This is a genomic window from Pseudomonas sp. B21-009, from assembly GCF_024749345.1.
Taxonomy (GTDB): domain Bacteria; phylum Pseudomonadota; class Gammaproteobacteria; order Pseudomonadales; family Pseudomonadaceae; genus Aquipseudomonas.
In genome coordinates, this window is sequence record NZ_CP087199.1 from 5,695,237 (window position 1) to 5,708,195 (window position 12,959).

Genomic DNA, 12,959 nt, shown 5'->3' on the forward strand with positions numbered 1-12,959 from the left:
CAGCTTCGTCGGCAACTGGCGCGAGTGGGACCATGCACACCGACCTGTGGAATTTTGCCCTGAAGCTCTACGCTCGACCGGGCGTAGAAGCCGCCTGCCTGCAATGGCAGGCCCGGGGTGGCGACGTCTGCCTGCTGCTGTGCGGCGTGTGGCTCGGCGCACGCGGTATCGCAGCGAACGAACAGCGGGTTAAACAACTCAAGGAACTCGCCGAGGCGTGGCAAACCGAGGTGGTGAAACCGTTGCGCGCACTGCGCCAGTCCTGGCGTGACGAAGCAGCCAAGGATGCGCAACTGGCGATATTGCGCGAGCAGGTAAAAGGCCTGGAGTTAGCGGCAGAACGCATCCTGCTGGAGCGCCTGGAGACGGCCTGCAAAGACTGGGCAGCAACGCCCGAAGCCGAAGTGGACTGGATAGGCTGGCTGGCACCCGAAGGCGCCGGTGCGCATCACGACGCGCTGCAAAGGCTGCGCGCCGTGATGCTGACGACTCAGGACGCCGAAGACGGGGTCTGAGTGGTCGATGCTACCGAAGCTGCTGGCGCAGTGCTTGCCGGTGCAGAAGCAGCGGGTGCTGCAGGCGCTGCTGGAGTAGCAGGCTTGGCAGCTACAGGCTGAGCTGGCTTGGCAGCGGCTGGCCTGGCTGCAGGTTTAGCGGCTGCCGGTTTGGCAACGGGTTTGGCCGGCGCTTTAGCTGCGGCAGGTTTAGCGGCCGGCTTGGCTGCAGGTTTTGCCGCTGCTGGTTTGGCTGCAGGCTTGGCAGGTGCTTTCGCCGCTGCTGGTTTGGCCGCTGGCTTGGCGGCAGGCTTGGCCGCTGCGGTTTTAGCCGCTGGCTTGGCTGGCGCTTTAGCCGCAGGTTTGGCTGCTGGCTTGGCAGCTGCGGTTTTTGCCGCAGGTTTAGCCGGGGCTTTAGCGGCGGCAGGCTTGGCTGCTGCAGTTTTTGTTGCAGGCTTGGCAGGTGCTTTCGCCGCTGCTGGTTTGGCCGCTGGCTTGGCGGCAGGTTTAGCCGCTGCGGTTTTCGCCGCTGGCTTGGCTGGCGCTTTGGCCACAGGTTTAGCCGCTGGCTTGGCTGCGGGTTTGGCTGCTGCGATTTTCGCCGCAGGTTTGACCGGTGCTTTGGCGGCAGGTTTTGCTGCGGGCTTGGCTGCTGCAACAGCAGGTTTGGCCGAACGCACGCTCAATGCCTTGGCGGCAGCTTCCTTGACCTTGCCAACGCCCTGGGCCAGTTTCAGGCTTTCCTGAGCGTCACGCTTGAGCTGCAGGATGTAGGTGCGGGTTTGCGTTTGGCGGTCTTTCAGCGAGTCGAGCAAACCTTCCAGTTCACTCACCCCGTCCTTGGCTTTTTTCTGCGCCTTGGCTTTGCCAGCCTTGGCAGCGTCCTGCAGTTTCAGCCGCGACTTGTGCAGTTTTTCCTGGGCCTTGCCACGTTGTTTTTCCAACTTGGCGAGTAGTTTTTCAGCATCAGCCAGCGCTTGCGAGCAGGCATTTTCCAAATGATCGAGCAGGCTGCCCGAGAGTTGCTGGAGCAGGTGCAACGGCGTACTTACTGGCTTCTTATTGGCCGACATGGTTTACCTCCTGGCTGACGAGATTGCGGCTCATACTATGCTTCTGCTGCTACCGCCGCTAGGGCATGTTGACAGTATTAAATGCGCCGCGTTGCATGCCTGGGCAAAGTTGTTATCGCTGCAGCTGGAAACAAGTGTAGATGCTGCACAAAGTGTTGCTGATATTTACACGAAGTGACGAGCGAAGGCTGGCATACTTTATTTCCTCTGAAGCAGGAGCGAGCCTGTGCCGCGTTATCTAGTCCTTACCCTGTTGCTGTTGCCAACAGCGTTAATTGCAGCGCCTGATACTAAACCCGCCAGCGACCATGACCTGGCTTACAGCCTGGGTGCCAGCCTGGGCGAGCGCCTGCGCACGGAAGTTCCCGGCCTGCAACTCGATGCCTTGATCGATGGCTTGCGCCAGGCTTATCAGAACAAGCCATTGGCCCTGAGCCAAGAACGCATGGCGGCAATACTCAGCGAACATGATGCCCAGGCCAACCAAGCTGCAGTTCAAGCACAAAGCGAACAATTGCTGAGCGCGGAAAAACGATTCCTGGCCACTGAACGGGCCCGGGCCGGAGTGCGTGAACTGGCTGAAGGGATACTCGTGAGCGAGTTGCAGGCCGGTACTGGCAGCAAGCCAAAAGCCGGCGGCAAAGTCCAGGTTCGCTATGTTGGCAAGTTGCCGGATGGCACGGTGTTCGATCAAAACCAGCAGCCGCAATGGTTCAATCTGGACAGTGTGATCGAGGGCTGGCAAGTGGCATTGCCACAGATGGCGAGCGGGTCGAAATGGCGGCTGGTGATTCCTTCGGCACAGGCTTACGGTGCCGAAGGCGCGGGCGACCTGATTGCGCCCTATACGCCGCTGGTGTTCGAGATCGAGTTGCTCGGGGTTGCCGACTGAGGGTCGGCAGACCCGTCAGGCCTGGACTTCCTCTTTGACCTCGTGCGCGTTATGCAGCACTTCGATCAAGCAGTCTTCAAGCTCGAAACGCTCATGCAACGAGCTGCCGAGTTCGCCGAGTTTTTTCGCGAAGCGTTCGGGGTCATTGCAGTTGCCCTTGTCGCAATGATCGTTGAACGCCGACGCGATTTCGGTAATTGCATCAATGCGCGGGCTGATCTGCTTGGCTAGCTCGAGCCCGCGAGTATCGCCAAACGCCTTGGCTTCGCTGACCAGTTGCTCGCTCACTTCGAAATGCCAGGCTGACACGTAGTCGACCAGTACCGCACAGAAGTCCCGGCTCTTGTCCTTGTCGGCAAAGGCCGGTTTGGCATCACGCAGCTCGCGGAAAGCCGTCACCAGCTCTGCACGCTCATCCAACCAGCGGTCAATGAGTTTATGGACCCCACCCCAGCGTTCCTGAGCATTCTGACAACTATCTAGCATGGCGATCTCTTCCCTTCTGGGTAATGCCCCCTGCCCCCGCGCCGCAAATGTGCAGAGCAAAGGTGAAGTCAGCAGAGCGGCATCGAGCAGCTGTGTTTTCGGTATGCGTGCAGGGAGATTATTCCCGTGCGCCCTAGCCTTCAAGGTACGCACGCGACAAAGTTCATACAAGTGTTTAATCCGCCCATCCTTTGCCGCCGGTCGCTTGCACAGTGAAAAACTTCGCCTCAGTTTTTTACCGAGCGACTGAACAGTGGACGGGTGCGCCCGAGCAGGCGACAGGTCGGCAGGGTTGCCAGCAAGACGAACGACAAAAGGCTCCACTCAGGGATGGTCAGGTCGAGGAAACTCCAGGTGATTGGCACGCAATCCGGGCTGCCGATGATCATTGCCTTGACGACCTGAAGCATTGGCATGCTTTCGAGGACATAGTCAAAAGCCGGTTCGCATTCGATGCTCGAGAGCGCCGGATTGCCTTGCAGCCAGACATGCCGGGCGGCCAACAGTGCCCCGCCGGTGGCGAAGAACAACGCCAGCGCGGCATAGATGCGGGTGCCCAGACGCCCTGGGGAATGCACTACCGCGCACAGGCAAACCAGAGCAAAGGCGCCCAAAAACAAACGTTGGCTGTAGCACAGCGGGCAAGGCACCAGGCCCATGCCGAATTCCAGGTAATAGGCGGCAGCCTGGACCAGTACCGATGCCAGCAACGCCGGGAAGAACAGTGAACGCAAGCGGGCCAACGACATGGCGAATCCAGGAGCGCGATGGACAGGCGACAACGGTAGAGGAAAGGCGCGGCTTGTATCAAGGCAAGACAGCCGGGACAAGTCCCTGAACGACAAGGGAAGTATCCCGAACTAAGCAAGAAAGATAGCTGGGCATCTGAAGGAAAAATTACCGGCTAAAGCAGGAGATTTGTTCGAGCCCATGGGCACGCGTTTTTTCGCGCGCCCATGGGTAGCTCAAGCTCGCACGGCCTCTGGCAGCGGCAATGCCAGTAGACGCTGATCAAGCATGCCCAGGCCTTCCTGGAACAGCTGGTTGCTGCGCTCGGTATCGCCCAGGCCAGCGAGCAAGCGCGCAAGTTCTGCACAGGCTTCAGGATTGCGCTGCACGCGCAGGCTGCTTTCCAGGTAATCCCGTGCCTTGCCCCACAGGCGGTTCTGCAGGCTCAAACGGCCCAGGGTCAGCAGCAGGCTGGGGTCGTCGGGATGGTCCTTGAGCCAGCCTTCGGCAGTTTGCAGCTGGCGCGCCAGATCGCTGCCGCGCACCAGCCCGTACAAGCGCGCCAGGTGACTTTCGTACTGGCGCTTGAGGGCGGCGCGCAGGGCTTGCTCGGCTTCGCTTTCGGCGCCCAGCTGGCGCAGTTGCTCGGCATAGGCCAGCACCAGCTGAGGCTCCTGGCGCTGCGCAGCAGTGAGCTGCTGCCAGGCGCGCTCAAGGGATTGCCGGGCGGTTTGCTCATCGCCTTCGCGGCTGGCCGCCAGGTTGAGGTTCTCGCCCCAGGCGCGACGCTCAAGCTCGGCCAGCTCCGCTGCCGGCAGCACTTTATCCTTGCGCAGGTCGGGCAGCAGGCGGATCAGTGCCGACCAGTCGCCACGCTCGCGATACAGGCGTTGCAACAGGCGCAGCACCTGAACGTTATGCGGATGACGCTCCTGCATGGCCTGCAGGGTTACCAGGGCAGCGTCGCTGTCGCCGCGGTCCATCTGCAACTGGGCATGACTCAGGGCAATGGCCAGTTCCGCTTCGGGCTGGCGCTCCAGCGCCCGCTCCAGGAGGTTGTCGCTGTCTTCGCTGCGGCCCAGCTCGTTGGCGGCACGCGCAGCGCCGAGGTAGTACAGCAGCGGTTGACGCTCGGCTTCGGCAGCGCGGTGCAGGTGGCGCTGGGCACTGGCCCAGCGACCCTCGGCGAGATCCAGTTGGCCCTGCTCGATCGCCAGCTGGGTACGACGGCTGCGGTTACGCCGCGACCAGGGGTTGACCACCCCGCCGGAGGTCAGCACCAGGCCCACCAGGTAGCGCACCAGCAACAGCGCCAGGATGATCCCGGCCAAGGCTGCGAGCGCTGCCCACAGGCCCGATTGATAGCGAAAGCTGCCGTAGGAAATCAGCACATAACCGCTGTGCTTGGCGATCGCGATGCCGAGCGCGGCTGCCACGGCAATGGCCACCACCGCCAGCAGGTAAACGCGCTTCATGGCTTGGCCCCCTCGACTGGCTGATGCCGGCGCTCAAGGTAGGCCTGCACGGCACTGATGCTGTCGGCCAGGTCCGGCACCAGCACGGTGACCGGCTGCTCGGCCAGTTCGTTGAGGGCGGCAAGCATCGCCTGGCTCTGCGGGTTGTCCGGGTTGAAGTTGGCCAGCAGTACGCTGCGGGCGTCGTCCAGGGCCTGGGTATAAACCTTGGCCTCGCCGTTGAGCGCCGCCCACTGGGCTTGTTCGATGGTCAGGCTCAGAGCCAGGCGCAGCTGGTTGAGTGACTGCCCGGATAGTAACGGACGAATATTGTCGTCAGCATCGAAATCGATCTGGAAGTACTTCGACAGCTCTGCCCACCACTGCGACCAGCGGCTGGCGCCATCGCCGTCGGCGGTCAAGGCACCCAGCGCATCGGCATTGCTGGTGAATTCCGGCGATTGCGCACTGAGCTGCAACACCTGCTCGCGCTGGGCCGCCAGCTTGAGGAAGAGGCCGGTGCGGTCGGGCTGCTGGACGCTGTTGAGGGTCGCCAGGCTCTTGGCCAGTTGCTCACGGGCGGCAAACGAGCCGGGGTCGCTCTGCTCACGAAGGATTTCATCGGCGCCCTTGACCAGCTCGCGCGCACTGGCGATGTCCTGCAAGGCAGACAGGCGCAGGCTGGCCAGGCGCAGCAGGTGCTCGGCCTCGGCCAGGCGCCAGTCCTTGCGGCTGGCGCCGAGGATGGTTTCCAGACGCTGGCTCAAGCGTTGCTGATCGCCTTGCAACTGCGCCACCAGGCGCCGGCGATCTTCAAGCTCGGATGCGGGCGGCAAGCCGGCCAGCTGCGCAGACATCTGCTGTTCACGTTGTTGCAGGGCCAGGGTTTGCTCGCTCAGGGCCTGCAGGCTCTGCACCTGGCCCTGCTCGCTACCCTGGAGCTGGCGAACCTGCCATACGCCCCATCCGCCAACGGCGACACCTGCCGCGCCCAGCAGCAAGGCCAGGACTGCCAGGCCGTTGCCGGAGCGTTTGGCAGGTTCCACGGGGGTTTGCGCAGGAGCCTCTGGGGCCTTCAGTTCATCGTTGGGCAAGACAGTTTCGCTCACGTATCCATCCTTTGCTTTGTGGCACGTCGCCAATCAGCTTAGCGCCTTAGGGGGCTGGTGCAGGAGTTTCCTGCAATGTTGCCAGCAAAGCCGCGGCGCTGGCACCACGGCAATCCACTACATTCTGTGCGCCACTGGCGCGGGCAAGTTCCGCCACCCGTGGGCTGGGCACGAACAACGGCAATTGCGCCAACTGCGGCCAGTGTTCACCGGCCAGTTGGCGCAAGTGTTGAAAACCCTGCCCACTGCTGACCACCAGGCCGTTCAGGCGTTCCCCGGCGATACACCGGACCAGGGTGGCCTCAGGGTAATGCGGCAGGTAGCGGCGATACAACTCAAGGTAATCGACCCGCGCGCCGAGTGCCGCCAGACGCTCGGCGAGCAGCTCGCGCCCGCCTTCGCCACGGATGATCAGCACCCGGGATTGCGGGCGCTTGATCGCGGCGGTCAACGCCGGCAGTTGCAGCAGCGCTTCGCTGTCATCACCTTGTGCCGGGTAGCTGACATTCAGACCGTGGTCGTCGAGGATCTGTGCGGTGGCAGCGCCAACGGTGAACCAGGCTTGCACGGGCGGCTGCGGCCAGTGCGCGTTCAGTTGTTCAAGCGCCAGGCGCGCTGCCGGCTTGCTGACGACGATGATCGCGCTGTACTGGTCGAGCGCCTGCACCTGGCCAAGCTGCGCCGGCGTCAGCGCCAGCGGCTCGGTTTCCAGCAACGGCAGGCTGCTGCTGAACACGCCCTGCTCGGCAAGCGTGCGGGCCAGCGCGCTGCACTCTTCGGCCGGCCGGGTCAGCAGCAGGCGCCAGGCGCTCACGGGTGCCCGGCCTCGCCGTAGACCGCCTTGAGGATGTCTTCGGCACCTTGAGCCAGCAGGTCTTCAGCGACCTTGATACCGAGCGCTTCGGCCTCCTCGCGCGGCGCACGGGCCTGAGCCGTGAGCAGCTTGCCGCCAGCCGGTTCGCCAACCAGGCCGCGCAGCCACAGCTGCTCGCCTTCGAGCACCGCGTAGCAGGCAATCGGCACCTGGCAGCCACCATTGAGGTGTTTGTTAAGGGCGCGCTCGGCAGTCACCCGGTCGGCGGTGTCGGCGTGATGCAACGGCGCCAGCAGCGCATGGATTTCGCGGTCGGCACTGCGGCACTCGATGCCCACTGCGCCCTGGCCGCCTGCGGGCAGGCTGTCGTCGACGCTGATGCCGGAGGTGATACGGTCTTCGAAGCCCAGGCGGATCAGGCCGGCGGCGGCGAGGATGATGGCGTCATACTCGCCGGCATCGAGCTTGGCCAGACGAGTGTTGACGTTGCCGCGCAAGAAGCGGATCTCGAGGTCCGGGCGGCGGGTCAGCAACTGCGCCTGGCGGCGCAGGCTTGAGGTACCGACGATACTGCCGGCCGGCAACGCCTCAAGGCTGTCGAAGGTGTTGGAAACAAAGGCATCGCGCGGGTCTTCGCGCTCGCAGATGCAGAACAGGCCCAGGCCTTCGGGGAAGTCCATCGGCACGTCTTTCATCGAGTGCACGGCGATGTCGGCCTGGTTTTCCAGCAGCGCGGTTTCCAGCTCTTTGACGAACAGGCCCTTGCCGCCGATTTTCGACAGCGGCGAGTCGAGCAGTTTGTCGCCACGGCTGACCATCGGCACCAGGGTCACGACCAGGCCGGCGTGGGCCTGTTCCAGACGGGCTTTGACATATTCGGCCTGCCACAGGGCCAAGGCACTTTTGCGGGTGGCAATGCGGATTTCGCGAGTGGACATGGAACGATCCGTACGAGATAGATTCGCCCGATGATAACAGCTCAGTCCAGACCGCTAGCAGATCTAAATCATGGTAGGAGCCGACCATCCCTGGCCGTCGACCGCTCCCTGGTCCCCGCCCTTAAAGCTGTTGCATCATTTTGCGTACACCAGCCACATGCCGGCGGCTGACGATTAGGGCATCACCGTTCAGGCCCTTGAGGAATAGCTGAAAATGCCCAAGCGGCGTGCGTTGCAGACGTTCGATGCGGTTGCGGGCGACCAGCGCATTGCGGTGAATGCGCACAAAGCGTTCACCAAACTCGTCTTCCAGAGCCTTGAGCGGCTCGTCCAGCAGCACTTCGCCGGCCTCGTGGCGCAAGGTCACGTATTTGTGGTCGGCAATGAAGTAGATCACCTGGTCGAGCGGAATCAGCTCGATACCCTTGCGGGTGCGCGCGCTGATATGGCTGCGCGGGCCGCTGCCGCTCTCGGCGGCCGGGCGGGTCAGGGCCGCCAGTTGCACGCGGTTGGGCCGTTCGGCCTTTTTCAAGGCGTCGCGCAGGCTGTCGGGCTGCACCGGCTTGAGCACGAAGCCCAGGGTGCTGTCCTTGAACGACTCGACGGTGAACTCATCGTCACCGGTGCAAAACACCACCGCAGGCGGTGCTTCGCGTTCGCACAGCCGGGCAGCGACCTGCAGGCCATCCAGGCCCGGCATGCGAATGTCGAGCAGGACCACCTCAGGCTTGAGGCTGTCGATCAGGGCCAGGGCCTCTTCGCCATTGGTGGCGCTGGGCTCCAGCACGGTATAGCCCTCCAGTTCGCCGAGCAGTCGGCTCAGGCGTTCCCGGGCTTGGGGTTCGTCATCAACGATCAGGACATTCATATAGCGCTGGATTCCTGCGTGAGTCTCGCACAAGGATAGCGTAGACAGGTGAGGTGACGACCGTCACGGCGATCCACGCTCAGACTCGCACGATGGCTAAAGATTCACTGGCCCGGCAGGAAACATGCCGCGCCTCTGTCCAACTGTAGACGGTTGCCGCAACACTGCCGTTCAATCGATAAATATCCTGTTGCAAGCGCGCTGTCGCGGGCCTGTGCTGCGACATAAACCCGCATTTGCCCCGACCGCCGCACTCCGGCAGCCCCGCCAATCCTGCTATGATCGACGCCACTTTTTCCGTTCACGCCTTCAAGAGTGAATCCATGAGCACCGACAAGACCAATCAGTCCTGGGGCGGCCGCTTCAGTGAGCCCGTCGACGCCTTCGTCGCCCGTTTCACCGCCTCCGTCAATTTCGACCAGCGCCTGTACCGCCACGACATCATGGGTTCGATCGCCCACGCCACCATGCTGGCGAAGGTCGGCGTCCTCACCGACGCCGAGCGCGACACCATCATCGATGGCCTGAAAACCATCCAGGGAGAAATCGAGGCCGGCAACTTCGACTGGCGCGTCGACCTTGAAGACGTGCACATGAACATCGAAGCGCGCCTGACCGACCGCATCGGCATCACCGGCAAGAAGCTGCACACCGGCCGTAGCCGCAACGACCAGGTCGCCACCGACATCCGCCTGTGGCTGCGTGACGAAATCGACCTGATCCTGGCCGAGATCACCCGCCTGCAGCAGGGCCTGCTGGAGCAGGCCGAGCGCGAAGCCGAGACCATCATGCCCGGCTTTACCCACCTGCAAACCGCGCAGCCGGTGACTTTCGGCCACCACCTGCTGGCCTGGTTCGAAATGCTCAGCCGCGACTACGAGCGCCTGGTTGATTGTCGCAAGCGCACCAACCGCATGCCCCTGGGCAGCGCCGCGCTGGCCGGCACCACCTACCCGATCGATCGCGAACTGACCTGCCAGCTGCTGGGCTTCGAAGCTGTGGGCGGCAACTCGCTGGACGGCGTTTCCGATCGCGACTTTGCCATCGAGTTCTGCGCCGCCGCCAGCGTGGCGATGATGCACCTGTCGCGCTTCTCCGAAGAGCTGGTGCTGTGGACCAGCGCGCAGTTCCAGTTCATCGACCTGCCCGATCGCTTCTGCACCGGCAGCTCGATCATGCCGCAAAAGAAGAACCCGGATGTCCCGGAGCTGGTGCGCGGCAAGACCGGCCGTGTGTTCGGCGCCCTCACCGGCCTGCTCACCCTGATGAAAGGCCAACCGCTGGCCTACAACAAGGACAACCAGGAAGACAAAGAGCCGCTGTTCGACGCCGCCGACACCCTGCGCGACTCGCTGCGCGCCTTTGCCGACATGATCCCGGCGATCAAGCCTCGCCACGCCATCATGCGCGAAGCGGCCCTGCGCGGCTTCAGCACCGCCACCGACCTGGCCGACTACCTGGTGCGCCGCGGCCTGCCGTTCCGTGATTGCCACGAAATCGTTGGCCACGCGGTGAAGTACGGCGTCGATACCGGCAAGGACCTGGCCGAGATGAGCCTGGAGGAACTGCGCCAGTTCAGCGACCAGATCGAGCAGGACGTGTTCGCCGTACTGACCCTCGAAGGCTCGGTCAACGCCCGTGACCACATCGGCGGGACTGCGCCTGCGCAAGTACGCGCCGCCGTAGCCCGCGGCAAGGCGCTGCTCGCCGCGCGCTAAGCCCTTCCTGCGTCTTGCTACCCAGCCAGTTCTGCCTGGGTAGCCGCACGCAAGCGCTGAAGGAAAGCCGGCGTTTCGGCTTTCCTGTCAGCTGCGACCTTGTGCACATTCGGATTTTCCCCCAGTCGCTCGAACAGTGCCCGGGCGCCCGGCAATGGCTGCAGGTAATCAATGCCGAACAGACGCTGGCCAACCTGGCAGGCCAGGTCGACGCTATAGAGAAAGTACAGGTCCGCCAGGGTAAGGCACTCGCCTGCCACATACGGGGCGAATCGACCGCGCTGGGCCAGGGCGGCAAAGCCCTTGTCCAGATCACGCCGGGCCTTGGCCTTCAAGGCCTCCGGGGTCGCCCTGCCGGCAAAGAACACTTCGACATAGCAGTAGCGGGCGGGCAGCTCGATGTACAGCTCGATTTCCTTGGCCAGCGCGCGCACCTGGGCGCGCTGGAAGGGATCGGCCGGCAACAGCGCCACCTCAGGGCAGGTCTCTTCGAGGTAATCGAGGATGGCGTCGGTTTCGCTGATAAAGCCCTGTGCCACCTCCAGCACCGGCACCTTGCCGCGCGGGCTGATCGCCAGCACTTGCGGGTTCTGGCAACCATGCAGGGGCACCTCCTCAAACGGCAGGCGTTTTTCCAGCAGGGCGAGCTTGACCATGTTGTAGTAGTTGCTTGCAGAGAATCCGTGCAGTCGGAACATTTCCGGCCTCCTAGCCGCGTGAAGTCTCTGCATTTTTGGAACGAATCAAGCCAGAAAGCTGCCGTATGCTTCCTGTAAGGGCGTAGGACCTTTCTGGATTTACTTCGTCTCCTGACCGATCAGCGCTTTCCCGAGCGCACCATTTCGAGGAATGCGGGCATCTGCGCCTCTTTATCAGCGGCAATCTTCTGCACGTTCGGGTTGCTCTTGAAGCGCTCCAGCAGTTCACGCGCCTGCGGGAAGTCTTCCAGCAGATCGACATCCAATACTTTCTTGCCCACGACATAGGCCAGGTCGACGCTGAAGCAGAACAGCATATCGGCGATGGTCAGGCTGTCGCCGGCCACATAGGGAGTGAACTTGCCATTGCGCTTGAGGGTGGCGATCCCGGCCAGCAACTCGTCCTTGGCCTTAGCCTTGATGGCTTCATCCACCTGCATGCCGAAGAACGCTTGCGGGTAGCAGGCGCGGGCCGGCAGTTCAATGTACAGCTCGATCTCCTTGGCCAGCTCGTGGACCTTGGCCTGGGCAAACACCCCCTCCGGCAGCAGCGCCGTGCCCGCCTGAGTCTGCTCGATGTAGTCGAGGATCAGGCTGGTTTCGCTGAGAAAACCGTGCTCGGTCTCCAGCACCGGCACCTTGCCGCGCGGGCTGACTTTCAGCGCTTCGGGGCGCTGGCCGCCGAAAAACAGCACTTCTTCAAAGGGTACGCCCTTTTCCAGCAGCGCCAGTTTGACCATGTTGTAGTAGTTGCTGACCGCGAATCCATGAAGCTTGAGCATGAAACAGCCTCCAGGCCGAAAAGGGGTTGGCCGGGTTGTTATAGACCCAAGTGCCGGGTACTGACCAGCATCATGAAGATTGTCGATAACAAGGCATTGCTGCCGGGCCCGTGGCAAACTGGGTTCCCCAAAAGAGGAAAGCGCCCATGAGCGAACCAACCGATATCGACAACGACGAAGAAGAGTTCGCCGAGTCGACCCTGATCGAAGCGATCGAGAACCAGATCGAAAGCGATAACCCGCCAGCGGCCAAGGCCACGTTCAACAAGCTGACCCTGGTAGGTTACGAGCGTGAAGACATCCTCAACCTCATGGCCCACGTGCTGGCCTACGAGATTGATGCGATGCTTGAAGACGACCGCGCGTTCAACACCGAATGGTACGAAACCGCCTTGCGCGCCCTGCCCGAGCTGCCGCCGGAAAAGGACTGAAGCAAAGCAGGATTTCCCTGACTACACTGCAAAACCAGGCACCGGCGACGGTGCTGCCCTCCTTGTCTGGAAGTCGGAGTCTTTATGTCGTTTACCCCCGAACTGATTGCCGAGCTGGAAGTCCTTGCCTTGTTCAACCTGGATAGCAGCCAGGAAGGCATCAAGGTTCATAACACCGCCTCCAAGGAGGTGATCGCTGCAGCGCGTCGCCTGTACGAGAAGAAGCTCACTGACCAGCCCGATGGCGGTTACCTGACCAGCCTTGGTCACGATGCTGCCGAGAACGTGCAGGTGTTGCTGAACATTCTGAATGTCGTCGAACCTGCCTGATCGGGACTGCCTTGCAGTCCATCGCCGGCAACGCCGGCTCCCACAGCGGGGGCTGGCCTTGCTAGCGGTAATCTCCACTCCATCGCTAATAAAATGGCGTCAAAATTAAAATAGCTTAAACTCGCCATTGCTCCCTAGACGGC

Annotated in this window: 15 protein-coding genes and 1 pseudogene; 5 read left to right on the forward strand and 11 right to left on the reverse strand. The window is 62.5% G+C overall.

Annotation, left to right across the window (positions count from 1 at the left end):
• Positions 1 to 32: 32 nt before the first annotated feature.
• Positions 33 to 515, forward strand: coding sequence for a TIGR02444 family protein (locus LOY34_RS26360; protein ID WP_195885295.1), 483 nt, complete (start codon positions 33 to 35; stop codon positions 513 to 515).
• Here the strand turns inward: LOY34_RS26360 and LOY34_RS26365 are convergent.
• Positions 491 to 1,567 carry an AlgP family protein gene (locus LOY34_RS26365; protein ID WP_195885296.1) on the reverse strand — a complete coding sequence of 359 codons (1,077 nt, stop codon included), beginning with the start codon at positions 1,565 to 1,567 and terminating at the stop codon, positions 491 to 493. The genes LOY34_RS26360 and LOY34_RS26365 overlap by 25 nt on opposite strands.
• A gap of 226 nt (positions 1,568 to 1,793) precedes the next feature.
• On the opposite strand from LOY34_RS26365, the gene LOY34_RS26370 reads away from it, so the two are divergent.
• Positions 1,794 to 2,459 (forward strand): FKBP-type peptidyl-prolyl cis-trans isomerase, encoded by a 666-nt coding sequence (locus tag LOY34_RS26370; protein WP_045201016.1) that lies wholly within the window; start codon positions 1,794 to 1,796, stop codon positions 2,457 to 2,459.
• 15 nt (positions 2,460 to 2,474) lie between these two features.
• Here the strand turns inward: LOY34_RS26370 and rsd are convergent, their stop codons facing one another.
• The 8 genes and pseudogenes from rsd to LOY34_RS26410 form a co-directional block, all read right to left on the reverse strand.
• Complete coding sequence (gene rsd, locus LOY34_RS26375; RefSeq protein ID WP_195885298.1) at positions 2,475 to 2,945, reverse strand: sigma D regulator; 471 nt, start codon at positions 2,943 to 2,945, stop codon at positions 2,475 to 2,477.
• Between the two features lie 227 nt (positions 2,946 to 3,172).
• On the reverse strand, positions 3,173 to 3,694 hold the full coding sequence (locus LOY34_RS26380) for a disulfide bond formation protein B (RefSeq protein WP_045201012.1): 522 nt from the start codon (positions 3,692 to 3,694) through the stop codon (positions 3,173 to 3,175).
• 216 nt (positions 3,695 to 3,910) lie between these two features.
• On the reverse strand, positions 3,911 to 5,149 hold the full coding sequence (locus tag LOY34_RS26385; protein WP_045201010.1) for a heme biosynthesis protein HemY: 1,239 nt from the start codon (positions 5,147 to 5,149) through the stop codon (positions 3,911 to 3,913).
• Positions 5,146 to 6,237: a uroporphyrinogen-III C-methyltransferase gene (locus LOY34_RS26390; RefSeq protein ID WP_195885299.1), complete on the reverse strand. Its 1,092-nt coding sequence runs from the start codon at positions 6,235 to 6,237 to the stop codon at positions 5,146 to 5,148. The genes LOY34_RS26385 and LOY34_RS26390 overlap by 4 nt, the downstream gene beginning before the upstream one ends.
• 46 nt (positions 6,238 to 6,283) lie before the next feature.
• Positions 6,284 to 7,051: a uroporphyrinogen-III synthase gene (locus LOY34_RS26395; RefSeq protein WP_195885300.1), complete on the reverse strand. Its 768-nt coding sequence runs from the start codon at positions 7,049 to 7,051 to the stop codon at positions 6,284 to 6,286.
• The gene (gene hemC, locus LOY34_RS26400) at positions 7,048 to 7,989 is read right to left on the reverse strand and encodes a hydroxymethylbilane synthase (protein ID WP_195885301.1); all 942 of its coding nucleotides are present in this window, start codon (positions 7,987 to 7,989) and stop codon (positions 7,048 to 7,050) included. The genes LOY34_RS26395 and hemC overlap by 4 nt, the downstream gene beginning before the upstream one ends.
• Before the next feature lie 121 nt (positions 7,990 to 8,110).
• Entirely contained in the window at positions 8,111 to 8,857 is a 747-nt protein-coding gene (locus LOY34_RS26405) for a LytTR family DNA-binding domain-containing protein (RefSeq protein ID WP_045201002.1), read from the reverse strand.
• Positions 8,854 to 8,961: pseudogene (locus LOY34_RS26410) on the reverse strand (sensor histidine kinase); the annotation flags it as partial. The pseudogene LOY34_RS26410 and the gene LOY34_RS26405, both read right to left, overlap by 4 nt.
• 219 nt (positions 8,962 to 9,180) lie before the next feature.
• Here LOY34_RS26410 and argH point away from each other — a divergent pair.
• Positions 9,181 to 10,575, forward strand: coding sequence for an argininosuccinate lyase (gene argH, locus LOY34_RS26415; RefSeq protein WP_093378152.1), 1,395 nt, complete (start codon positions 9,181 to 9,183; stop codon positions 10,573 to 10,575).
• Positions 10,576 to 10,592: 17 nt separating this feature from the next.
• Here the strand turns inward: argH and LOY34_RS26420 are convergent, their stop codons facing one another.
• Positions 10,593 to 11,273, reverse strand: a complete 681-nt coding sequence (locus tag LOY34_RS26420; protein ID WP_195885302.1) for a glutathione S-transferase family protein — start codon at positions 11,271 to 11,273, stop codon at positions 10,593 to 10,595.
• A gap of 119 nt (positions 11,274 to 11,392) precedes the next feature.
• Positions 11,393 to 12,055 (reverse strand): glutathione S-transferase, encoded by a 663-nt coding sequence (locus tag LOY34_RS26425; RefSeq protein ID WP_195885303.1) that lies wholly within the window; start codon positions 12,053 to 12,055, stop codon positions 11,393 to 11,395.
• A gap of 146 nt (positions 12,056 to 12,201) precedes the next feature.
• Between LOY34_RS26425 and LOY34_RS26430 the strand changes: the two genes are divergently transcribed.
• Positions 12,202 to 12,486 (forward strand): hypothetical protein, encoded by a 285-nt coding sequence (locus LOY34_RS26430; protein WP_195885304.1) that lies wholly within the window; start codon positions 12,202 to 12,204, stop codon positions 12,484 to 12,486.
• A gap of 84 nt (positions 12,487 to 12,570) precedes the next feature.
• Positions 12,571 to 12,816 (forward strand): TIGR02647 family protein, encoded by a 246-nt coding sequence (locus LOY34_RS26435; RefSeq protein WP_045200993.1) that lies wholly within the window; start codon positions 12,571 to 12,573, stop codon positions 12,814 to 12,816.
• Positions 12,817 to 12,959: the final 143 nt, after the last annotated feature.